This window comes from Shimia gijangensis (assembly GCF_900142085.1).
GTDB lineage: Bacteria > Pseudomonadota > Alphaproteobacteria > Rhodobacterales > Rhodobacteraceae > Shimia > Shimia gijangensis.
This window is the reverse complement of record NZ_FQZQ01000022.1, coordinates 24,323-47,425: the sequence shown is the minus strand read 5'-3', so window position 1 is coordinate 47,425 and position 23,103 is coordinate 24,323. Positions and strand designations below refer to the sequence as shown.

At 53.1% G+C, this 23,103-nt stretch carries 21 protein-coding genes and 1 pseudogene; 10 read left to right on the top strand and 12 right to left on the bottom strand.

Annotated features, from left to right (window positions below; all coding sequences use genetic code 11):
* Positions 1-13: 13 nt before the first annotated feature.
* Complete coding sequence (gene rnr / locus BUC32_RS16350) at positions 14-2,266, top strand: ribonuclease R (RefSeq protein ID WP_073255356.1); 2,253 nt, start codon at positions 14-16, stop codon at positions 2,264-2,266.
* Here the strand turns inward: rnr and BUC32_RS16345 are convergent, their stop codons facing one another.
* Positions 2,267-2,989, bottom strand: a complete 723-nt coding sequence (locus tag BUC32_RS16345; protein ID WP_073255353.1) for a glutathione S-transferase family protein — start codon at positions 2,987-2,989, stop codon at positions 2,267-2,269. It abuts the gene before it with no gap.
* 88 nt (positions 2,990-3,077) lie between these two features.
* Between BUC32_RS16345 and BUC32_RS16340 the strand changes: the two genes are divergently transcribed.
* Positions 3,078-3,770: a helix-turn-helix transcriptional regulator gene (locus tag BUC32_RS16340; protein WP_073255351.1), complete on the top strand. Its 693-nt coding sequence runs from the start codon at positions 3,078-3,080 to the stop codon at positions 3,768-3,770.
* Between the two features lie 144 nt (positions 3,771-3,914).
* Complete coding sequence (locus tag BUC32_RS16335; protein ID WP_245815199.1) at positions 3,915-5,246, top strand: lytic murein transglycosylase; 1,332 nt, start codon at positions 3,915-3,917, stop codon at positions 5,244-5,246.
* Positions 5,247-5,305: 59 nt separating this feature from the next.
* Here the strand turns inward: BUC32_RS16335 and BUC32_RS16330 are convergent, their stop codons facing one another.
* The 6 genes from BUC32_RS16330 to BUC32_RS16305 form a co-directional block, all read right to left on the bottom strand.
* Positions 5,306-6,226 carry an ABC transporter permease gene (locus BUC32_RS16330; RefSeq protein WP_073255345.1) on the bottom strand — a complete coding sequence of 307 codons (921 nt, stop codon included), beginning with the start codon at positions 6,224-6,226 and terminating at the stop codon, positions 5,306-5,308.
* 4 nt (positions 6,227-6,230) lie between these two features.
* A complete protein-coding gene (locus BUC32_RS16325; RefSeq protein WP_073255341.1) occupies positions 6,231-7,523 on the bottom strand; it encodes an ABC transporter permease in 1,293 nt (430 codons plus the stop codon).
* 88 nt (positions 7,524-7,611) lie between these two features.
* Positions 7,612-8,685, bottom strand: a complete 1,074-nt coding sequence (locus BUC32_RS16320; RefSeq protein ID WP_073255338.1) for an ABC transporter substrate-binding protein — start codon at positions 8,683-8,685, stop codon at positions 7,612-7,614.
* Between the two features lie 111 nt (positions 8,686-8,796).
* Positions 8,797-9,897 (bottom strand): ABC transporter ATP-binding protein, encoded by a 1,101-nt coding sequence (locus BUC32_RS16315; RefSeq protein ID WP_073255335.1) that lies wholly within the window; start codon positions 9,895-9,897, stop codon positions 8,797-8,799.
* 273 nt (positions 9,898-10,170) lie between these two features.
* Positions 10,171-11,559 carry an aspartate aminotransferase family protein gene (locus BUC32_RS16310; RefSeq protein WP_073255332.1) on the bottom strand — a complete coding sequence of 463 codons (1,389 nt, stop codon included), beginning with the start codon at positions 11,557-11,559 and terminating at the stop codon, positions 10,171-10,173.
* A gap of 102 nt (positions 11,560-11,661) precedes the next feature.
* Positions 11,662-12,354, bottom strand: a complete 693-nt coding sequence (locus tag BUC32_RS16305) for a GntR family transcriptional regulator (protein ID WP_073255414.1) — start codon at positions 12,352-12,354, stop codon at positions 11,662-11,664.
* A gap of 152 nt (positions 12,355-12,506) precedes the next feature.
* Here BUC32_RS16305 and BUC32_RS16300 point away from each other — a divergent pair, with 152 nt between their 5' ends.
* The 5 genes from BUC32_RS16300 (at position 12,507) to BUC32_RS16280 (ending at position 17,823) form a co-directional block, all read left to right on the top strand.
* The gene (locus BUC32_RS16300; RefSeq protein ID WP_073255330.1) at positions 12,507-13,592 is read left to right on the top strand and encodes a polyamine ABC transporter substrate-binding protein; all 1,086 of its coding nucleotides are present in this window, start codon (positions 12,507-12,509) and stop codon (positions 13,590-13,592) included.
* Positions 13,593-13,661: 69 nt separating this feature from the next.
* Positions 13,662-14,786 (top strand): ABC transporter ATP-binding protein, encoded by a 1,125-nt coding sequence (locus tag BUC32_RS16295; RefSeq protein ID WP_073255327.1) that lies wholly within the window; start codon positions 13,662-13,664, stop codon positions 14,784-14,786.
* Positions 14,787-14,789: 3 nt separating this feature from the next.
* Positions 14,790-15,680 (top strand): ABC transporter permease subunit, encoded by an 891-nt coding sequence (locus BUC32_RS16290; RefSeq protein ID WP_073255325.1) that lies wholly within the window; start codon positions 14,790-14,792, stop codon positions 15,678-15,680.
* Positions 15,677-16,498, top strand: coding sequence for an ABC transporter permease (locus tag BUC32_RS16285; RefSeq protein ID WP_073255323.1), 822 nt, complete (start codon positions 15,677-15,679; stop codon positions 16,496-16,498). Before BUC32_RS16290 ends, BUC32_RS16285 begins: the two co-directional genes overlap by 4 nt.
* Positions 16,498-17,823, top strand: coding sequence for an NAD(P)/FAD-dependent oxidoreductase (locus BUC32_RS16280; RefSeq protein WP_073255321.1), 1,326 nt, complete (start codon positions 16,498-16,500; stop codon positions 17,821-17,823). Before BUC32_RS16285 ends, BUC32_RS16280 begins: the two co-directional genes overlap by 1 nt.
* Here BUC32_RS16280 and BUC32_RS16275 read toward each other — a convergent pair.
* From BUC32_RS16275 to fliK, 3 genes are read right to left on the bottom strand one after another with little or no spacing between them, the layout of a single operon-like run.
* Positions 17,802-18,692, bottom strand: a complete 891-nt coding sequence (locus BUC32_RS16275) for a phosphotransferase family protein (RefSeq protein WP_083599371.1) — start codon at positions 18,690-18,692, stop codon at positions 17,802-17,804. The genes BUC32_RS16280 and BUC32_RS16275 overlap by 22 nt on opposite strands.
* A 49-nt stretch (positions 18,693-18,741) precedes the next feature.
* Positions 18,742-19,398: a flagellar hook capping FlgD N-terminal domain-containing protein gene (locus tag BUC32_RS16270; protein ID WP_073255319.1), complete on the bottom strand. Its 657-nt coding sequence runs from the start codon at positions 19,396-19,398 to the stop codon at positions 18,742-18,744.
* Positions 19,399-19,407: 9 nt separating this feature from the next.
* Positions 19,408-21,012 carry a flagellar hook-length control protein FliK gene (fliK, locus tag BUC32_RS16265; RefSeq protein ID WP_073255316.1) on the bottom strand — a complete coding sequence of 535 codons (1,605 nt, stop codon included), beginning with the start codon at positions 21,010-21,012 and terminating at the stop codon, positions 19,408-19,410.
* 248 nt (positions 21,013-21,260) lie between these two features.
* Between fliK and BUC32_RS16260 the strand changes: the two genes are divergently transcribed.
* Together BUC32_RS16260 and BUC32_RS16255 are read left to right on the top strand one after the other, a co-directional pair.
* The gene (locus BUC32_RS16260) at positions 21,261-21,488 is read left to right on the top strand and encodes a rod-binding protein (RefSeq protein ID WP_083599369.1); all 228 of its coding nucleotides are present in this window, start codon (positions 21,261-21,263) and stop codon (positions 21,486-21,488) included.
* Entirely contained in the window at positions 21,478-21,753 is a 276-nt protein-coding gene (locus tag BUC32_RS16255; protein ID WP_083599368.1) for a hypothetical protein, read from the top strand. Before BUC32_RS16260 ends, BUC32_RS16255 begins: the two co-directional genes overlap by 11 nt.
* Before the next feature lie 285 nt (positions 21,754-22,038).
* Here the strand turns inward: BUC32_RS16255 and BUC32_RS20445 are convergent.
* Positions 22,039-22,137, bottom strand: a pseudogene (locus tag BUC32_RS20445) (chemotaxis protein MotB); the annotation flags it as partial.
* Between the two features lie 80 nt (positions 22,138-22,217).
* Positions 22,218-22,928 carry a lysophospholipid acyltransferase family protein gene (locus tag BUC32_RS16250; RefSeq protein ID WP_083599367.1) on the bottom strand — a complete coding sequence of 237 codons (711 nt, stop codon included), beginning with the start codon at positions 22,926-22,928 and terminating at the stop codon, positions 22,218-22,220.
* Between the last annotated feature and the right edge of the window lie 175 nt (positions 22,929-23,103).

Here is a 23,103-nt window from a genome sequence, read left to right as displayed (position 1 = left end):
TTAGGGCACACAAATGCGTATACCTACCAAAGAGGAAGTCCTTGAGTGGATTTCCGAGAACCCGACCCTCACCTCGAAACGCGACATCGGCAAAGCCTTTGGCATCAAAGGGGCTGCCCGGATTGATCTGAAACGTATCCTCAAAGAACTTGAGGCCGAGGGTCATCTGGAGAAACGCAAGAAAACCTACCGTGATCCCGATCGGTTGCCGCCAGTCAGCGTTTTGCAAGTCACCGGCCCGGGCCCAGACGGTGACCTGTTCGCCCGCCCCTTGGAATGGCAAGGCAAAGGCGACGCCCCAGTGGTTCTGATGATCCTGCGCGCATCTGACCCCGCATTGGGTGAAGGGGATCGGATTCTGGGACGCCTGACCGAGGTCACAGGTGACACCCATCAATATGAGGCCCGTCTGATCCGCCGCATCGGCACCAATCCACACCGTGTTCTTGGCGTGTTTCGCAAAACCACCGAAGGCGGGCGTATTCTGCCCATCGACAAAGGCGACGGGAAAGAATGGCAGGTCCTGTCCGAAGGCGTGAATGGCGCCAAAGATGGCGAGCTGGTCGAGGCTCAGCAAACAGGTCCCAAAGGCCGAATGGGCCTGCCGCGCGCTAAAGTAGTTGACCGCTTAGGCGATCCTAGTGCACCCAAGGCCGTGTCGCTAATTGCCATCCACCAGCACGGCATTCCAGATAGCTTTCCTGATGAAACCATCGCCCAAGCAGACGCCGCCAAACCCGCGCCTTTGGGCAAACGCGAAGACCTGCGTAATATGCCGCTTGTCACCATTGACCCTGCAGATGCGCGCGACCACGATGATGCCTGTTGGGCCCACGCTGATGATGACCCCAAAAATGCTGGTGGCCACGTTGTTTGGGTCGCGATTGCGGATGTAGCGCATTATGTGACTCCCGGAAATGCACTTGATCGCGAGGCCCGTAAGCGCGGAAATTCCAGTTATTTCCCAGATCGCGTTGTCCCGATGTTGCCCGACCGCTTGTCAGGTGACTTGTGTTCGCTGCACGAAGGAGTGCCGCGCGCTTGTCTGGCCGTGCGGATGCAGCTGGACAGCCATGGGCACAAAATCGGACATCACTTTGTACGTGGCATGATGCGCTCCGTCGCATCTCTGAACTACGTCGAAGTGCAGGAAGCCCGCGATGGCACGCCGAACGAAAAATGCGCGCCGTTAATGCAAGATGTGATTAACCCGCTTTACGCCGCCTATGAAGCCACGCAGAAAGCCCGCGCTGAGCGCCAGCCATTGGATCTGGATCTACCCGAGCGCAAGGTCGAACTGACGCCCGAAGGCAAAGTTGCGTCGATCATGTTCCGTGACCGGTTGGATGCTCATAAATTGATCGAGGAGTTCATGATCCTCGCCAATGTTGCAGCAGCTGAAACGCTTGTTGCTGCTAAATCGCCATTGCTGTTTCGGGTGCATGAAGAACCTAATCCTGAAAAGCTTGATGCATTGCGCGAGACCGCACAGAGCGCCGGGTTCAATCTGGCTAAAGGCCAGGTTCTAAAGACCCAACACCTGAATGCGCTGCTCAATGCTGCCGCCGGAACCGAAGACGCAGAGCTGATCAACATCTCGACCCTACGAAGTATGACACAGGCCTATTACAGCCCGGCGAACTTTGGCCACTTTGGCTTGGCCTTGCGGTCTTATGCGCATTTCACCTCGCCGATCCGCCGCTATGCAGATCTGATTGTGCACCGCGCCCTGATTTCGGCGCACGGCTGGGGGAACGATGGGCTTTCACCGGAAGGTATCGAAAATCTGGAGGGGACGGCAGGCCATATTTCGGAAACCGAACGCCGCTCAATGCTGGCGGAACGCGACACCACGGATCGCTATTTAGCATCGTATCTGTCGGAACGCGTTGGCAATGAGTTTACCGGCCGGATCAGTGGAATTGCCCGATTTGGAGTTTTTGTAAAGCTGGACGAGACTGGCGCGGACGGGTTAATTCCGATGCGCGAGCTCGGGCGTGAATACTTCCGCCACGACGCTGAAACCAATACGCTAACCGGGTCGGAAACTGGTATCAGAATCGGCCTTGGCCAGCGTGTTCTGGTACGCCTGAAAGAAGCGGCACCCGTCACAGGTGGCATTTCACTTGAGTTGTTGGAACTAGAAGACAAAAAACTGCCCTCAGGCCAAAGGCGCGGACGCAGCGGGCCAGTCCGACGCAAAGCCTCAAAGGCCAAGCGCAAGTCCGACAAGGTGAAACGCAAAGTGTCGCGTCGCCGCCGCTGATCATGCGGCCAATGCCATTTCGTCATCTTCCGGATAGAGCGCACCCCGACCACGTCGCACATAGGCCACAAGGTCAGGCATATCACGCACTATCCGGCGTACGCCGGTGTCGACCGGAAGACAGTTTAGACCATCCAGAACTGGCACGATGGCCGCGTCCGCTGCGGTTGGCGTCTGCCCGAACAGGAACTCTTTGTCCTGTAGTTGGCTCTGGATCGCGTCTAGATCATACCGAAGTCGCGCCCTGCGATCATGTTCTGTAAACTGCGCAATGCCATGAGCGATCAAGTCTGTTCGCGCCTTTTTGCGAACAGCATTCGAAATCGGCTTTCGCAGCAATGAGGGCACATCCTCAAAAAAAGCCTCGCGCATGATGTCCCAGCAAGAATCGTTCAGCCAGCGTTCATGCACCAACCCCAGCCGCAGGTTTTCTTCGGTCATTCGGATCAGGGCATGTGCATGGGCTCGGGCCCTGTCATCTAGGCCCGGAAAGAAGTCAACCCCTTGGCCTTCTAGCCACGCCTGAATGATGTAGCTGTCCGGAATCAAACGGTCTCCGGTCTTCAAAACCGGTAGCCTGCCAAGCGGCATTTTGGCCGGATTAGAGACGTATTTTGGCCTCCAGCCTCGCTCTGCCAGGCGCAACAGCCCCATGACTTTGACACAGAACGGGCTGTGGCTGGGCTGGCCAAAACCACCGGGAAAAGTAATGAGGGTAAGCATCAGAATCTCCTGAATCGGCTATTGAGGAGTACAAATCTAGACGGGACTATTGCCAGTTTCTGTCAGGAGGTGGCATTATGATTAGATCATGTCCCGCACCGCCAGATTGTTCCAGCTCATGCAAGCCTTGCGAAGCCTTTCGCCACCCGCCACCGCCGAGCAGTTGGCGGATGAGTTGTCTGTGTCGATGCGCACAATCTATCGTGACATTGACTCATTGCGTAGTCTCGGTGCGGTGATCGATGGCGCCGCCGGGTTTGGCTTTACACTGATTGAGGATGCCTCCTTGCCGCCATTGGGCTTTGACGAAGAAGAGATTGAGGCTTTGGTTCTGGGTTTGCGCGAGGTGATGGCGGTCGGCGACCCGGCACTGGCAGATGCCGCACAGAACGCATTTGCCAAGCTGAGGGCGCGATTGCCTTCCAAACAGTCCCACAGATTGGAACATGCCGTCCTGTCAGCTCAGCGGTTTGAACGGCCGCCAACGCCTGGAATTGATGCGCGAGCGCTGCGACGTGCGGCTTGGGAAGAACGGACTATTCGATTCGGTTACGTCGATTATGCAGGCACGGCAACTCAGCGCAGCGCTGATCCGCTTTCAATTGTTTTCATGCAGGCCAGTCACTGTCTTTTGGCCTATTGTCACCTGCGTCAGGATTTCCGAGTGTTTCGCTTGGACCGGATGCAGAATCTCGAAGTTTTGGAAGCTTCTTTTCGACCACGCCGCGTGCCTATGCTGCGTATTTTCCGCGAAAGGTTGCGCAATGAGGGAAACAATTAGGCGATTTCCCGCGATACGACCCTCGATTACTTCCTCATTCGCAACAATCGCGTTACCATCTGCCCAATAATGAAAAAGAGGCGAACGATGCGGTTGCGATTTTTAACAGTGTTTCTGTGTGCCTGTGTAATGGGGCAAAGCGCCATGGCGAGTGCCCCTGACCAATCATTGCGTCCGGTCGCGCACCCTTCGGCAGACAGTGCCGTGCAATTGACCAGCGCGACATCTACTGGCGTGGTGCGCCCGAATTTGCGGCCCACAGACGGTGGGAAGACTATCCCAGCCCCGACTCCGGCTGCAGGAAATCTTGGCTTTCAGCGTTGGATTGAAGGGTTTCGCAAACGCGCGCTTAGTGCCGGTATTCAGCCTAAAGTGTTCGACCGCGCCTTTCGCAACGTCCAATACAATACAAGCGTGATCCAAAAGGACCGCAACCAGTCAGAGTTCACCAAGACGATTTGGGATTACCTGGACAGTGCTGCCTCGGATGCACGCATCAAGAATGGCAAAGCCGCTTTGCGTAAACAGCGCAAAAAGCTTGAGGCCATTGAACGGCGTTATGGTGTGGACAAAGAGGTCGTGGTCGCCGTCTGGGGCCTGGAAAGCGCCTATGGGACATACCGTGGCGACACCCCTGTGATCGAAGCTTTGGCGACGCTTGCCTATGACGGGCGGCGCGGCAAGTTTTTTGAGGCGCAGTTGATCGCTGCCCTGAAGATTCTGCAAAGCGGTGACACGACGCCCAACAAGATGAAGGGCAGTTGGGCTGGAGCCATGGGGCACACCCAGTTTATCCCGACGTCTTACCTCGCATTTGCTGTGGATTTTACCGGTGATGGTAAGCGAGACATCTGGGCCAACGATCCGACGGATGCGTTGGCCTCTACTGCAGCGTATCTTGCGAAATCCGGCTGGCAAACGGGGAAACCCTGGGGGGTCGAAGTACGCCTACCAAGGGGTTTCAACTATCAAATGGCAAACCGCAAGATCATCAAGGCGCCCTCAGATTGGGCAGTACTTGGGGTCAAAGATATGAATGGAGAATCCGTTCCGAACAGTTACGGGAATGGGTCGATCCTTTTGCCTGCTGGCGGCAATGGCGCCGCCTTCATGATCTTCAAAAACTTTAGCGCGATTGAGCGGTATAACACTGCGGACGCCTATGTCATCGGTGTTGGACACCTAAGTGATCGGATCAAAGGTGGCCCGGCCATACAAGGCAAATGGCCACGCGGGGATCGTGCACTTACCCAAAAAGAACGCAAAGAGCTGCAGCGCCGTCTGACCCGTGCGGGATTTGATACCCAAAAGATTGATGGCAAAATTGGCCCTCTGACGATCAACGCTGTGCGCGATTATCAAAAGGCCCATGGCATTACGCAAGACGGATATGCGTCTCTAACTTTGCTCAATCGGTTGCGAAAACAGCGCACGGGCGGAAGTGCTTCGAGCATTGGAACTCAAGGTCGAGACTGACCGGCCACAAAAAAGGGCGGAATAATCCGCCCTTTTTTCAAATTCTGACTATTGAATCTTTAGCGTGGCGTCACACCACGAAGCTTTTCTGATCGTCTTCGCAACAGTTCAACCGTTGTCAGCAATGCAATCGAGATAATCACGAGAATCGTGGCCACCGACAAGATTGCCGGACTGATCTGTTCACGGATACCGTTCCACATCTGGCGCGGAATGGTCTGTTCGTCCAAACCGCCGACAAACAACACGACCACGACTTCATCGAATGATGTCACAAAGGCAAACAGAGCGCCCGAGATTACACCCGGCAAGATTAACGGCATCTGCACTTTAAAGAACGTCCGGGTTGGGTTGGCCCCCATGTTCGCCGCCGCGCGGGTCAGCGAGTGGTCAAAACCAACGAGCGTCGCAGTCACGGTGATGATGACAAAGGGAATACCCAATGTCGCGTGCGCCAGTACCACTCCAAGATAAGGGATACCCCAGTTCTGAATGCCAATCCAAGAATAGAAAAAGAACAGGCCAGTTGCAGTGATAATGATTGGTACAATCATCGGAGAGATCAGGATCGCCATAATCGCGCGCCGTGCTGGCATTTCGGACCGGGACAGACCCAGCGCCGCAATTGTTCCCAGCGTCGTTGCAAGAATGGTCGAGAAAAAGCCGATAATCACCGAGTTCTTGGTTGCTTGGATCCAATGCGCGTTGTTCCACGCATCCGCCCACCAAGAACTGTCACGCACCGCATCAGGTTCTTGCATGCCAAAGGTCAAAAGCAGATCATACCAACGGGTTGAATAACCATCTGGGTCCAGCTTGAGCATCTTCTCGGTAAAGGTGAAATACGGCTCGGCGTTAAAGCTGAGCGGCATCACCACGAGTATCGGCGCAATCAGGAATAGGAAGATCAGCGCACAAATCACCAGATAGATGTAGTGCCAAGCGCGCTCGAGCGGGTCCGCATATTTGGGAAGAGCCATATTCCTACCCCAGCTTCAGGTTGTCGATGCCTACCAGCCTGTCGTAGAGCCAGTAGAGGATGAGAATGCCGCCAAGCAACAAGGCTGCCAAAGCTGCCGCAAGCGACCAGTTCAGCGATTTTTGCATGTGGAAGGCAATCAGGTTTGAAATCAGTTGCCCATCTGCGCCACCTACAAGGGCGGGCGTAATGTAGTATCCAACCGAAAGAATGAACACTAGCAACGCACCAGCACCAATCCCCGGAACCGTCTGAGGGAAATAAATCCGACGAAAGGCCGTCCAGCTGGTGGCGCCCAAACTGCGGGCGGCGCGGACATAGGACGGGTTGATCGGGCGCATCACGGAATACAGCGGCAACACCATGAACGGTAGTAGAATATGCGTCATCGCAATCACCGTTCCGGTTCGGTTGTACATCATCTGTAATCGATTTTCGTCGCCCAAGATGCCGCTGGCCACAAGGGCATCGTTCACAACCCCTTGGGATTGTAACAGCACCATCCAGCTGGTCGTTCGCACCAGCAGGGACGTCCAGAAGGGTAACAGAACTAGGATCATCAAAAGGTTCGAATGGCGCAGCGGCAATGTCGCCAGCAAATGCGCGATTGGATACGCCAAAACAAAGGTTAGGAACGTAATCAACAGCGACAGATTTAGTGTTCGCATGAACAGTTTCACATAGACCTGACGGTTTTCGTTCACCATCACTACCTTGGCGTTCTCGTCACGTTGACGGTCGGCGGCAGCCAGATAGAAATTGCTGGTAAAAGAAGAAGACGCACCGCGCATCACTTGCCACAGTTTCGGGCTTCCCCAGTCTTCGTCTAAATCCAGAATCGCTTCCTTATAAGGTGGTTTCAGCTTTTTGGCTTTGCGGGCGGCCTTGGTGAACATCGACCGCGAGCCGGAAAGTTCATAATTGATCCGAGTGCCAGCCTGACCCGGTGCTTTCAACTCTCGTAACACAACAAGGTCTTTGGCCAGAGCTTCATATGCGTCTTCACCGGGATCGGTCCCAAGAGGGTTTTCATCAAACCAGGCCGCAATGTTCGTCATGATAGGCGTGCGCACACCTGTGCCGAGATCCTCATGTACGGTAAACCCTTCGTTGTTCACCGATTTGAACAGCATCTGGCCAATTGGAGCGACAAAGGTAATCAGGATAAAGGCCAGTAACGGCAGCACCAGCAAAAATGCCCGGCGTTTGGCGTGAGCCTCAGCCTTGGCCAACGCAGCCTTGAGAGGTCTGCCATCGGCTGTTGTGAGCATCTCGCCGTTAGCGGTGGAGTCGGTCATGAAACGTCACCTTGGAATTCGGAGCCAGGCCCAAATGAGCCCAGAAAACTGCCGCCCCCGGCATGGGGGCGACAATGAGATTACTCGCTTAGTTAGCAAGCCATGCGTTGAAGCGCTCGTTCAATTCAGCGTCTTTGTCGACCCAGAACTCAAAGTTGTTAACCAGAGCATTGCCCAAGTTTGCAGATGCTGTTGGCATATGTGGAGCCATGTCCGTTTTGCCATCTGAGTACTTACCAACCAATGCACCGGATGATTTACGAGCCGGACCATAAGAAATCCACGATGCCTGATCCGCCAGACGCTTGGTGTCTGTCGAGAACGTAATGAACTTCAGGGCTTCTTCTTTGTTAGGCGCGCCTTTTGGAATTACGAAAAGGTCAAAGTCGAGAATTTGACCGTCCCAAACCACTTCCAAAGGCTGACCTTCGGCTACAGCCGCGTTAAAGATACGACCGTTGTAAGCAGTCGACATGACAACTTCGCCATCAGCCAACAGCTGCGGAGGCTGCGCGCCAGCTTCCCACCAGACGATGTCTGACTTGATAGTATCCAGCATGGCAAATGCCCGATCAACGCCGGCATCGGTTTCCAGGATGCCGTAAACTTCGGCAGCGGGCACGCCGTCAGCCATCAGAGCCATTTCAAGAGTTGCTTTGGCCGATTTACGCAGGCCGCGTTTGCCTGGAATCTTTGCTGTGTCAAAGAAATCGCCAATAGTCACTGGCGCCATAGAGACGTTTGCTGTGTTGTAAGCAAAGACTGTCGACCAAACGATGTTGGCCACGGCGCAATCTTGTAGCGCACCGTCGATAAAGTCTTCGGCAGCCGGTGTTCCATCCGGAGCAGCTGGCAGCATCGAGGTGTCGATTTCTTCCAGAAGGCCTTCGTCACACAAGCGAATCGCGTCCGAAAACTCCACGTCAGCGACGTCGATAGACACATTGCCGGCTTCAACTTGAGCCTTAATCGGGGTCGCAGGGTTGTCGGAATCAACCGAGTTTACCTTGATGCCGGTCTCAGCTGTGAATGGCTTGTGATAGGCTTCGACTTGCGATTTCGTATATGAGCCACCCCAGGACATGACGGTGACTTCGCTAGCCGAAGCTGCAAACGCCACGCTGGTCAGCGCTGTTGCAAGCAGTGCGGTTTTGAATTTCATTTTAGAACTCCCATTGTTCGCCCTTTTTATGGATTGAGATGGGCCGGCGGGCGCGACGGAGACATCCCTTGCGAGTGCTGCGCCCATAATGGGCGCGGCAAAATTCGTGAATTAGGCGTCGAGTGCTCGACAGTCTTCGGGCAGCCAGCCAATTTCGATCTGAGTACCCGGCTTAAGCCGCACTTGATCCGGCGCGTTCCGTGTTTTGACGACGAACTCATCATTGCCGGCAACCCGCAGACGGGTCCGGAAAATATCACCCATGTAGATGAATTCCAAAACTTCGGCTTTGAGTGTATGAGCGCCTTCTTTCAGGCGATCTTTGTTAAATTCAACTCGCTCAGGGCGAATTGAAACGCGCGTCCGTTCACCGGGTTGGCTCACGTTGATCGGTTTGCAATCAATCAGTTCACCGTCGTCCAGCTGGACGAGGGCAATGCCGCCTTTAATCTCTTTCACCACTCCTTCGAGCGTGTTGTTCTCACCAATGAATTGGGCGACAAAACTGTTTTGTGGCTGCTCATACAGCTCATCCGGTGGGGCGAGTTGTTGAATTCGACCATCGTCAAACACAGCAACACGGTCTGACATCGTCAGCGCTTCGGTCTGGTCATGGGTCACGTAAACCGTGGTGATTCCCAGATTATGTGCCAAATGGGTGATTTCAAATTGCATCTTTTCGCGCAGCTGTTTGTCCAGCGCGCCAAGAGGTTCGTCCATCAGAACCAACTCGGGCTCAAAAACCAACGCCCGGGACAACGCAATACGCTGTTGCTGGCCACCCGAAAGCTGGGCCGGACGGCGATTGATAAAGGCACCCATTTCGACCATATCAAGCGCTCGCTTGATTTTTGCTTCGCGTTCGGATTTGCCCAAACCCCGCACTTCCAAAGGAAAGCTGAGGTTTTCGCCAATCGTCATGTGCGGAAACAATGCGTAATTCTGAAACACCATACCGATGCCGCGTTTATGCGGTGGAATGTTGTTGATTTCGCGCCCGTCCAGCCGGATTTCTCCGTGGGTAGCGGTTTCGAAACCGGCCAACATCATCAGGCAGGTCGTTTTGCCAGATCCGGACGGCCCCAACATGGTGAGGAATTCGCCCTTGGGCATTTGCAGGTTGAGATCTTTGACGACAAGCACCTCGCCGTCATAGCTTTTCTGCACGCGGTCGAACTCGACGAACGCGTCACTAGATGCGGAATTAGCCAAAAATAGGCTCCCTGGTTTTTTTCGGCAGATTGGTCTGCGCTTTTGATATTCGCAGATGTAAGCACACCTTTGTTGGAATGTGCAACACCGCGTTATTATTCAGGCTAGGCAAGTCTGCGCCATATCCCGGACAAAAAACGACGCTTTCTCGTGAAATCCTGCCACAATCAATTAAAAAGCACGGCAAAAATGTAGGTTATTACCACTTGCCACAATGAAAAAACCCACCGCAAAAAACGGTGGGTTTGTCACTTTTTTTCTTCAGAAAGCTGGTTATTTGTACAAACCGTCTTCTTTGATCCGTGCAAAAGTCAAGTCCAGAGCCATTGTTGCGCGCTCGACCAATGTGTCGATCTCGGCTTTGGAAATCACCAAAGGCGGCGAGATAATCATGCGATCACCCACATGGCGCATCACCAGATTGTTCGCGAAACAGAACTCGCGGCAGATATACCCAACAGTCCCCGAATCCCCTGCAAAGGGCGCGCGGGTTTCTTTGTTTGGTGTCAGAGCGATCGTGCCCATTAGGCCTTCAACACGTGCCTCACCCACCAAAGGATGGTCTTCCAAAGCTTCCCATTTTTCTTTCAGGTAGGGGCCAGTTTCTTCGCGAACTTTGTCTACGATGCCCTCTTCTTCAAGAATACGCAGATTCTCCAGCGCAACTGCAGCAGCCACAGGGTGGCCGGAATAGGTGTAACCATGGTTGAATTCACAGGCGCCAATGACTTCGACCACTTCGTCACAGACAATCGAACCGCCAATCGGCGCATAGCCCGAGCTTAGGCCCTTGGCGATAGTCATGATGTGCGGCTTGATGCCCATTGTTTGCGACCCAAACCAGTTGCCGGTCCGGCCAAAACCACAAATCACTTCATCCGCGATCAACAGAATTTCGTATTTGTCGCAGATACGTTGAATTTCCGGCCAATAGGTCGACGGAGGAATGACAACGCCACCTGCACCTTGGATCGGCTCGCCGATAAAGGCCGCAATTTTGTCTTCACCCAGCTCGAGAATCGCTTTTTCGAGTTCCTGCGCACGCTGCAGGCCAAACTCTTCACGGCTCATATCGCCGCCTTCTTCGTACCAATGCGGTTGATCGATGTGGTGCACATCCGGAATTGGCAGACCGCCCTGTTCGTGCATCGGGGTCATACCACCCAGGCTGGCGCCAGCCATGGTCGAACCGTGATAAGCGTTCTTGCGGCTGATGATGATCTTTTTCTCGGGCTTGCCTTTTTGCGCCCAATAGGTCCGCACCATGCGCATGTTGGTGTCGTTGGCTTCTGAACCGGAGCCCGCGTAAAATACGTGGTTCAGATCACCCGGTGCCAGCTCAGCCAGCTTGGCCGCCAATGCAATTGCCGGCACATGCGTGGTTTGGAAGAACGTGTTGTAATAGGGCAGTTCGCGCATTTGGCGGGCGGCCACATCGGCCAGTTCGTCGCGACCATATCCCAAGTTTACACACCAGAGCCCAGCCATGGCATCCAGAATTTCGCAACCTTCCGAATCGGTCAAAGTAACGCCTGAGGCCCGTGTGATAACACGAACACCTTTGTTGGCAATTTCATCCTGTGTCGAAAAAGGATGAATGTGGTGAGCAGCATCTAGTGCCTGAAGTTCGGCAGTAGGCATGTGGTTGGTAATCATGTTCATGGCGGTCCTCACAAGAATTCCGGGCAGACTCCTGCGGTCTGCCAATCGCTTGCCGTCTAGAATATGATCAAATTTTCAAGTGTCAATCTCGGCGTTAGAAAATTACCGCATTTCCATTGCCTGACGCATTTGTTCCATGCCCTGAACCACATCGTCCTCAATGGCTTTTGCGGTTCTTTCGGCATCCCCGGCGCGAAGGGCATCCATCATCTCTTTGTGCTGGTCCGGCAAGTTCTGAGTGCCCATTCGCCCGCAAACCACCCGCAAGGATGGGCCGAATCGCAACCACAAGCCATCAGCAATTTCTGTCAGAATTGGAGACTTTGCCATTTCATAGAGTTTTGCATGAAACGCATAGTTTTCACGCAGATACGTCCCGACATCCCCCTTCGCAATTGCCTGATCCAGACGAAGATCAATTTCGTTCAGGATACGAATATCCTGCGCAGTTGCGTTTCGCGCAGCCCTTGCAGCAAGCTCAGGTTCCAAAGCCCGACGCGCCACAATCAACTCTTCAATACTTGACGCATCGGGAGTTGGAACACAGACTCTGCGGTTGCCCTGAAATTCCAAGGCACCTTCAGACGTCAAACGGCGAATCGCTTCACGTACTGGGGTCATTCCAGCACCCAATTCGCTGACTAACCCCTGAATTGTCACTGGCTGGCCTGGTGTCAGCTCTCCAAAAAGAATGAGCTCTCTCAGCTGCTGATAAACCTGCTGATGAATAGGGATACGCTGAATGTTTTCATCGGCATACGTGGGTCCGGGTTCAGCCCTGGCAGTGCTTGTCATTTGTGCAAATCGCGCCTCATTATGTGTACCCAGTTGTACATTTTCTCTTGCCTGATGCAATCCAATGTTGCCATATCGCCAAAACTTGATCAAATTAATGACACCAAAATTCCGCTCAGGCACAGTGCCAGAGCATCCAACGGGAGCAAACAATGAAAAATACCTTTCTCACTCTGACCATGACCGCCGCACTGACGGCCATGGCGGCCAGCGCCGAAGAAGTGCGCGTCTACAATTGGTCGGATTACATCGATGAAGACCTTCTGAGCAAATTTGAAGAAGAAACTGGCATCAAGCTTATCTACGACGTGTTTGATTCGAACGAAGTTCTGGAAACCAAGATGTTGGCCGGTGGATCTGGCTATGATGTTGTGGTTCCATCGGGAACGTTCCTACAGCGCCAGATCACTGCGGGCGCTTTTCAGAAACTGGATCTTGCTCAGCTTTCGAACCATGGCAACATGTGGGACGTGATCGAAGCGCGCACCGAACAGTACGACCCTGAGAACGCTTACTCGATCAACTACATGTGGGGCACTACGGGCCTTGGCGTAAACACCGGCAAAGTTGCCGAAGCTCTGGGTGATGACGCTCCCATCGGGTCGCTTGAGCTGGTCTTTAACCCAGCCAACATGGAAAAACTGGCAAACTGCGGCGTTCACTTCCTGGACGCTCCAGCAGAAATGATCCCCGCCGCGCTGGCTTATCTGGGTGAAGATCCTAACAGCCACGACAAAGAAGTGATCGCCAAGGCTGAAGCCGTGCTGACCGCCATTCGCCCATATGTTCTGAAATTCCACTCATCCGAGTACATCAATGCTTTGGCAAACGGCGACATTTGCGTCGCTTTCGGTTGGTCGGGTGACATTCTTCAAGCACGTGACCGCGCATGGGAAGCCGAAAACGGCGTGGAAATTGCCTATAACGCCCCAAGCGAAGGTGCTTTGATGTGGTTTGACCAAATGGCCATCCCAGCGGATGCTCCAAACCCCAAAGCAGCCCACATCTTCCTGAACTACATCATGGATGCAGACAATGCAGCAGCAGCGTCGAACTATGTGTATTACGCCAACGGCAACAAGGCGTCGCAGCCAATGCTGGTCGAAGACGTGATTGGTGACCCGGCGATCTACCCTGACGAGAAGACGCTGGAAAATCTTTATACTACAACACCTTATGACACAAAAATTCAGCGTGTCGTGACTCGTTTGTGGACCAAAATTAAGTCGGGCACCTAAGTTCCGAAACTCATTTAGGCCCGTGCGCTTCTGCGCGCGGGCCTTTCTTACGATTAACGGAGGCCTGATATGGCGCTTGATGCATCTGCTCCCTGGGAAGATCCCGAAGCCAAACCTGTCATTCATTTTCAAAATGTCACAAAACGCTTTGGCGACTTCACCGCCATCGATGATCTGACGATCGACATTTACGAGAAGGAGTTCTTTGCTCTGCTCGGGCCTTCAGGCTGTGGCAAGACCACACTGATGCGGATGCTGGCCGGCTTTGAAACCCCGACCGAAGGCACCATCCTTCTTCAGGGCGAGAACATTGCACCGGTACCTCCGAACAAGCGTGCCGTGAACATGATGTTCCAGTCTTACGCGTTGTTCCCGCATCTATCGATCTGGGAAAACATCGCCTTTGGACTGAAGCGCGACGGCATGTCCAAACATGACATTAACGAACGTGTCGACGAGATGCTGCGCCTCACACGGCTCGAGCAGTTCGCGCGCCGTAAACCCCACCAGATTTCCGGTGGTCAGCGTCAACGTGTGGCTTTGGCCCGTTCGCTGGCGAAGCACCCAAAGCTGTTGCTGCTGGATGAACCTCTTGGTGCGTTGGACAAAAAACTGCGTCAGGAAACGCAGTTCGAGCTGATGGATATTCAGGAAAAAACCGACACGACCTTTGTCATCGTGACGCACGACCAAGAAGAAGCCATGACCGTGGCCAGCCGAGTCGCCGTCATGGATCACGGCAAAATCATTCAAGTCGCCACGCCAGATGCGATTTATGAAACGCCAAACTCAACCTATGTGGCCGACTTTATTGGCGACGTGAACCTGATCGAAGGCAAAGCCGCCGGCCAGGACGGTGACAAGCTCAAGATCACTTGGGCCGAGGGCCAACCTGACATCATCGGGACTCCGACCACCGAGTTTTCCAACGGCCAGACCGTGCACTTTGCGATCCGTCCGGAAAAAGTGTCAATCACAGCGGAAAAACCGGAAAAGGCGAACTGTTTGCAGGGTAAGATTCTGGATATCGCTTATCTCGGTAACATCTCAACCTACCATGTTGAGCTAGCCGGCGGAAAAGTCATCAAGGCGCAAACCGCCAACAATCGTCGCTTGTCGCGCCGCAGCTTTACCTGGGAAGACGATGTCTGGCTCAGCTTTACGGACACCGCTGGTGTTCTGTTGGAGCGCTGAGCCATGCGTCGCTTTTTCCTGATCGCGGTTCCATACATGTGGCTATTGGCCCTGTTTATGGTGCCCTTTATTATTGTTTTCAAAATCTCTCTGTCGGACACGGCGCTTGCGATCCCGCCTTACACGCCGACATTGGACTTTGCTGCTGGTTGGCAGGGTTTTAAAAGCTTCCTGTCCGAATTGGACTGGGAGAATTATGTTTTCCTGACCGAAGACGATCTTTACTGGAAGGCCTATATCTCCAGCTTCAAGATAGCGTTAACGTCGACGATTCTGACGCTGCTTGTCGGCTATCCAATTGCCTATGGTATGGCCCGTGCCCCGCACGAGTGGCGCGCGACCCTGTTGATGCTGGTGATCCTACCGTTTTGGACCAGCTTTCTGATCCGGGTTTATTCGTGGATGGGTATTCTCAGCCAGGAAGGGTATCTGAACCAGTTCCTGATGTCGTTTGGGCTGATTTCCGAACCTCTGATCATTCTGAACACAAACATCGCCGTCTACATTGGCATCGTTTACACTTATCTACCGTTCATGATCCTGCCGATCTATTCGGCGCTGGAAAAGATGGACGAAAGCCTGCTGGAAGCCGCCGAAGATTTGGGTTGTTCACGCTTTACCGCTTTTTGGTTGGTGACAATTCCACTGTCCAAGCAAGGTATCATCGCCGGGTCCTTCCTGGTGTTCATTCCGGCCTTGGGTGAATTTGTGATCCCATCCCTGTTGGGCGGGTCCAAGACATTGATGATCGGTAAGGTCCTGTGGGAAGAATTCTTCTCAAACCGCGACTGGCCTGTAGCCTCTGCGGTAGCTGTAATCCTGCTGTTGATTCTGGTGATCCCGATCATCCTGTTCCAGCGCAACGAACAAAAACAGAGGGAGGCTGAAGGATGAAACGTTTCAGCTGGTTTAATGCAACCTCACTAACACTCGGGTTTGCGTTTCTCTATATGCCGATGGTCATTCTGGTGATCTACAGCTTCAATTCTTCAAAATTGGTGACGGTTTGGGCGGGCTTTTCAACAAAATGGTATGGCGAACTGCTCCAGAACGATGCGTTTCTGGATGCTGCTTGGGTCACCATCAAAGTAGCAGTAACAAGTTCAACCTTTGCTACGGTTTTGGGTACCATGGCGGCTATCGTGCTGGTACGCGCAGGTCGGTTCTATGGGCGAACTTTGTTCTCGGGCATGATCTATGCACCGCTGGTAATGCCCGAAGTCATCACCGGTCTGTCGCTCTTGCTGCTGTTCATCGGTATTGGGCTTGATCGCGGCGTTCTGACCATCGTTCTGGCGCATACCACGTTCTCGATGTGCTATGTTTCGGTCGTGGTCAGTTCCCGGTTGGTCAGCTTTGACCAATCGCTGGAAGAAGCTGCGCTCGACCTTGGGTGCTCACCATTTCAGGCATTCCGATTAGTCACCTTGCCAATCATCGCTCCGGCGGTGATCTCGGGTTGGCTGTTGGCCTTTACCCTGTCGTTGGATGATCTGGTGATCGCGGCCTTTACCGCGGGTCCATCAGCCACCACCTTGCCAATGAAAATCTGGAGTTCCGTGCGTCTTGGTGTCAGCCCAGAGATCAACGCCTTGTCGACCATCATGATCGCAATTGTCGCAACTGGGGTTATTGCAGCATCGCTGATCTCAAAACGGTCGGCAGTTCGCCAGAGAGCTGAAGAGCAAGCCGCGGAGCGCGTTGAGGCCTGATGACTCGCATTTGCGATCCGTTTGCGTATAGCGAGGAGCCGGTCGAGACGTGTTTCTGGAATGAAACTGCCTCGGCCGCGCCCCGCGCTGCATTATCAAGAGACATAGCCGCTGATGTGGCGGTCATTGGCGGTGGCTACACAGGCCTTTCAGCGGCATTGCATCTGGCCGAAGCAGGTCGTTCCGTTGTGTTGCTAGAAGAAAAACAGCCGGGCTGGGGCGCCTCGGGACGAAACGGCGGCTTCTGCTGCCGAGGTGGGTCAAAGATGAGTGGTGCCAAGATGCGCCGACGCTTTGGCGATGTCGGTTACCGAGACTATCAACTGACCGAACGCGATGCGGTTGACCTTGTTGCCGACCTAATTTCCCGCCACGGCATACAAGCCGACATCCATTCAAACGGTGAAACCTCATTGGCCCACAGGCCCAAGGACCTTCGCGGACTGGAAGACGAAGCCAGAGAAGTCAAAAAACTGTTTGGCGTCGACGCAGATGTATTTGGCCAAGATGGCCTGGCAGAGCGCGGAATGAACGGGGCGTTTTACGGAGGTATCACAACGCCTATTGGGTTTGGTTTGAATCCCAAAAAATACGTTTTGCAACTAGCTGATGTGGTTGAAAATGCTGGCGCACGGATCTTTGGCGACACGGCCGTAACATGTATTGAAGGCGAAGATGGTGCCTTTGTTCTGCACACACCACAGGGCAAGGTTCGCGCCGGAAAAGTCGTGATGGCGACCAATGGATACTCAAGTGAGAACATTCCAAACTGGATGCGAGGTCGCTATTTCCCAGCCCAGTCGAGCGTGATCGTAACGCGGCCGCTGAGCGATAAAGATTTGGAGGCTCAGGGGTGGACTAGCGATCAGATGGCCTATGACACCCGCAACCTGTTGCATTATTTTCGCCTGATGCCGGACCGTCGATTTCTGTTTGGAATGCGCGGTGGTTTGGCAACCTCGCGACGCGTACATCATGCAATCAAGGGGTCTATTCGTAAGGATTTTGAAACCATGTTTCCGGGCTGGGCAAATGTGGAAACGCCTTGGTACTGGTCCGGGTTTGTTTGTTACGCGCCCGATATGACACCATTTGTGGGTGAGATACCTGGGTCGGCTGGCATTTTTGCCAGCTATGCCTATCACGGTAATGGGGTCGCCCTTGGCAGCTATAGCGGTGCGCTGTTGGCGGAACAAATTGCCGGCAAATCAACTCTGCGCCAACCCGATGTCCTCACAACACCACCGCGCCGTACTCCGGGTGGCAGTTATCGTCGTCTGGCTATGTACCCCGCCTATCTGGGTTATCGCGTTCTGGATCTTTGAAGAGCGTCTATTTCCAACTCCAATGCCTCTGCATAATCCGGCCGGCCATTCTGGCTTTGCCACAGGCAGTAAGCCGCCATGCGCCAATGATACCACGGAGCCAAGCTGCGGTAGCGTGTTTCGGTTACCGGATCATCGTAAGCCTCAAAGAAATCAGCAATTTCAGTCTCTAATAACGGACTTCCACGGTAAAGACTTTGCATCGCTGGAGACAGAAAAATGGCTATGTCTTCACAAGGGTCACCAATTGATGGACACTGCCAATCAATTAAATGAAGCCCGGTTTCGTTCCAAATCAAATTACCCGGAACAATGTCTCCATGTAGCAAGGACTGCCTTTGTGAAGCGAGGACATGCTCGTTGGGTCGCTCGCGCAGAATCGACGATTTTTCGTCGCATTTGACGAGAATAGACTCTGTTTTTTCACCCAGCGCCCGGCTTCCACTGGGCGCAATCTGCAAATCGTTTGGAGCAGTTAGGCAATGCAAACCTTGCATTAGTTTTCCGACAATTGAAGTATCTCTACGCCAGGTCTCACCCGGGATATGAGAATAGACGTTGCACTCTCCGACTTCGGTACTCAGAGATGCTAGGGGCTTTGGAGCCAAACCCGTTCCCAGCAATAGTTTCAATAATAATGCTTCGGATTTCGGATCATTTGGAAACAACGGATTAAGAGCAGGACCGCGATACAGTTTTACAACTGCTGCCGCACCCCCTGATTCAGGTGACAGCTTCCAGGCAAAGTTTGTCCGCCCTCCGGACAGGAGCGTCCAACTTGCGCCTTTGGCCCAATCGAACTTCGCAACAATCGCATCGACCAGCAAGGTCGGAGGGTTTGCAAATGTCTGTTCCAGCGTACTGTCCATTCTCGGAAAACTGCGTGACGCTAGATCACTTATCAGATGTCAGCAAGCCTCAGGCCGGGTTGCGCAGGGCAGCAATCTCCGAGGAGTTTACGATTGCGCCGCCTTCCAGCACCAAAACTATTCCGCCATTGGCTGCACGCGCTTCAATGATCCTTGAATAGACGTCTGCGGGTTGCTCTCCAAGAGATAACCCATCGGCATAGCTTTCGGTGCTAAAGGAATACAGGCCCTCGGGCAGGACTGTGCCGTCGTTGGCTATGCCACCCCATTGGATATTTTGCTGCCCGACTTCAATTGCCTGGCGGTATACTTCCGTCCCATTTTCATCATGCACCACCAGCTCGACCTGATCCGCAAGGCTGTCGGGATATGTTGCGACTTCTACAGGTTCTCCGTCAAATTGACCTGGCGCCATGGCCTGAGCATCCATCCCAACCCATCCAGCAAGCTGTGTAATCCCCATCGTTGTCAGCTGAGCTTGAACGGCGGTCAGCAAATCATTTGTCATCACCTGCTGTTCGACCGACGCAAAAGTGGCCAACTGCACGGCGTAATCGGCGGAATCTACTGGATCTAAGGGGTCCTGATTGTTCATTTGGACCGTGAGCATTTTGAGAAAAGTCTCGTAATCTGAACTCAGCGATGTGCTGGACGCCTGAGACGTAACGGGTTGCGAAACTTGATGGTTGGAGGCTGCGATTTCCATGAGATTTCCTTAGACTCGAATATCGACTCCACTGGCCGATATGTTTCCAATTACTGATGTAGGCTGATCGGGCTCTTGAGCATCCTGCACATGAGGTGTTTCTGACGACGAATCCCGATTTTGACGACGCTCCTCCTTCTCCCCAAAAGAAAAAGAGATATTGCTATAACCGAGGGCCTTGTACTGATCGGCAAGCAAGTCCAGATGGCGGCGCATGAGATCGGCAGTTTCCGCTCTTTCTGCCTGTATAGAGACTGATATTTGCGTTTCGGTTCCTGTTAAAACCAATCTGACCCGGCCCAATTCTTCGGGACTCAACGTGATTTCAACCGATTGGCTTGGGCGGTTTGAAATCACGTCAATCACCTGCTGCACAGCGGCACGGGAAACCTCTGATCGAGGCAGGGATCCCGTTTTTTCAGCCAGTGCAACCCCACTTTGCAACTCAGATGCTCCGACACCGCTGACAGCGAACACAGATGCGTTTTCATTGAGCGCACCTTCATTGTTTTTCATCATTGTCCGGGGGTTACCCAATGCCGCCAAGCCAACCTCTTGGGCTGTTTTCAGTCTGAGCGGGGTGTTGGCCGTATCACCTTTGTCAAACTGCACAGCGTACTCAGAAGGCATATCATGTTTGGGCATCAGGGATGGCTCAACTGAGGCACGTAAAGTCGACACACCTTCAAACCTTTTATGTTCTGCTTGCCAGTTATCCCGAGCCTCTGAATTCTTCGGTTCTGTGGCAGAAATTCCAGCACCCACTATAGATCTGGATGTCTCCAATTTATTGGGTAGTCCCAGAGTACCATGCGACTGAGAAGCTTTTGTTCGATCCTCAAATCCCGAAATACTGATTGGCTGAGTTGGTTCCGGATCCGGAGCAAGCGCTGGCGGTTGAACCGAAGCACCGAGTGTCGCAGCGCCCGTATTTTGCGCCAACGCCAAATGTGCAGGAGACTCGAGAGGTTTCCCCATTCCTGAAAGCATCGCGACCGGCGAGTGTTCCGAGGTGGCGTGGGTCAACAACATGGTCTGTTCCCAGCGAGGAGGTCTTGATTGGTCGCTGGCGGCCCCGTGCGCGGGGACGTGACCGGGTTGTGACCCAAGCAAAGCCAACCCGCGTGCAGTGTTCGTCGACATAGTCAGATGCGGCGCACCTGTATGAAAATGCTCAAGTTCGCTGGCGACAGGTTTGGCAATTGTGTTTCCACCCACATCAACCACATGCGGAGCTAAAGGTGAGGCCCAGGAAGTGATCTTTGAAGGTCGCCGGAAAACATGTGTTTCGTGCAGGTCCAGAACCATTTGGCCAAGGGCCATTTCGCCCAAATTTGCCTGTTTTGGAGGACTCAGTTCGGTCGCCGTGCATGGGTGACACACGGTAATATCCCCTGCACTATCATCCTGAAACTGTTCTTCTCTCCCATGATCGTTCTGCCGATCTGTTGCCGGCAGCGCTGGTTCCTTGGGGGTGTCTCGATTCTCCGGAAGCACACTTAAACCATCACCTTCTGAGCCTTCCATTGGGTTGCTCAGTTCCGGTGACATTATTTCATTTTGTGCGTCATCGCCATTTTCACTCATCTCCCAAAAAATCAGATCAAACGGCATTTTTCCTTGCGTCCGTTCCTTCGGAATCGGAACTACTCCTCCGGTTAGCAAGGTGGAATTGGATCGGCTAGGTATTGGTGCAGTCATGGCTTCTCCGAAGATTTATTCTCCAGCTGACGCCACTATTCGATGATGTTGGTTACCACTTCTTTACCGCTGAACGGTCTAATTACGGCAAACTCGTTCAATTTGGAGATGTTCCATTGATTCCCCCTGTTTCAACAATCCCACAGACTACACCCACCGAGATGAAACTGCGTAATGCCGCAATCGAGCTTGAGGCAAATTTTCTGTCTGAAATGCTAAAAGGGGCTGGGTTGGGACAATCGCCAGATGGATTTGGCGGCGGCACCGGAGAAGATCAGTTTTCTTCGCTCCTACGATTGGAACAAGCCCGCGCAATGGCTAAAGCAGGTGGAATTGGCCTTGCTGAAACTCTCTATCAAGCATTGAAGGACACATCTGATGACCCATAGTCAAACCGGAACGCTTTTCGAATCTTTGGACATTCTTTTAGAAAAAGAACGGCACGCTTTACTCGCAGGGGACTTGGGCGAAATTTCTTCAATCCTGGCCGAAAAAGAGACTTTTCTGGATCGCCTCAGTGCTCTCAAGGGGCCTCAGACAGAGACGCTCGCTCCGCTGCGTGACAAGGTTTCGCGCAATCAGGTTTTGCTCGACAGCGCACTGCAGGGAATTCGTGAGGTTGCTGATCGGATGAACGCATTGCGGCAAGCCTAGAATTCGCTTGAGACCTATGACAGTGGTGGAAACAGATCCGTTGTCGTTACACGGCCTGAACGCCAGATGGAAAAACGGGCGTGACATGAATTTTATTTAAGTTTCCTGCATTTGGAGATTGGTGTTTAGCTTTCCATTAGCAGTTCAGACGACATGGTGATCGAGCATCCGAAAGGGTGGCGCTGTACCGGGACCACCGGCCAGCAACTGTCAGAAAGACTCTCATGACCGCCAAACGGTGGATCGATCAACCAGGCGCAAAAGCGCCCCTCATTTCAAAGGAAATGCCATAGCCACTTTCCACGCCCCACCGTGGTGTCCGTCGCCTGCGACAACCTTTTTCCGTTTGATGATGACTGGTGCCGCATTGCTTTGCGCACCCATTCACACCACCTATTACTCACCCAAAATCAACATTATCCAGAATGTCTTGCGGCCACGTTAATAGATCTAATTGAACGCAATCAGGTGGGTTCTGAAAGGTCTTTGGAAAGTTGCACCAGAAATTCCCGGCGATCCATTCCTGGCGCTATTGCCGGCAATAGGCGAACCGTGATGGTTCCGGGAAATTTCAAAAGACTGTTCGCAGGCCAGCATTGTCCTGAATTCAATAAAACAGGTACGGCCGACAGATTGACCAATTGATACAAAGCCCCAATACCGGATTGAAGGGGCGTCTCCTTTTGCTTTGTGCGTGTCCCGGTTGGAAAGATGAGCAGTTTACGCCCGGAAAGCGCTGCTTTGCGGCCGACCTGGAAACCTTTTCTCATTGCATCTGCTGAGCCTGTCCGATCAACTGGGATATGCCCGATTTTGCGCGCCAATAATCCGATCAGCGGATATCTAAACACTTCTTTTTTGGCAAACATGACAGGCTGATCCAGTAAAACCTGAAAATACAATGTCTCCCAAGATGACTCGTGCTGTGAGGCAATCAGACATCCCGCGTCGGGTAGGTTGGCCAATCCTTTGACTTCATATCGCACGCCACAAATAGCACGTAAAAGCCAAAGCTGAGCCCGAAGGTAGGTATTGGTCACCGCGGTGATATACCTCATGGGCATTAGCAGAAACGGCAAAAAAAGTAGGAACGGCAAGACCATTACGATGGACAAAAAGTAAAACGTCAAGCTTCTGAATTTGACGCTAAAAGTAACCTGTCTTTCCTTATCCATCTGTCAAAAAATCCACTTCCACCAATCCTTACCTTTGTGCCCTTTGGCAGCGCCTTTGGGAAGCAAACAATTCTCAACTTGCGCAAGGGCGAATGCGACCGGTCAAAGTCATGCGTCACCAACTCAAAACGCGGGACAAAATCCGCCTAGCCCTATGTTCAACCGTCAGCCACTG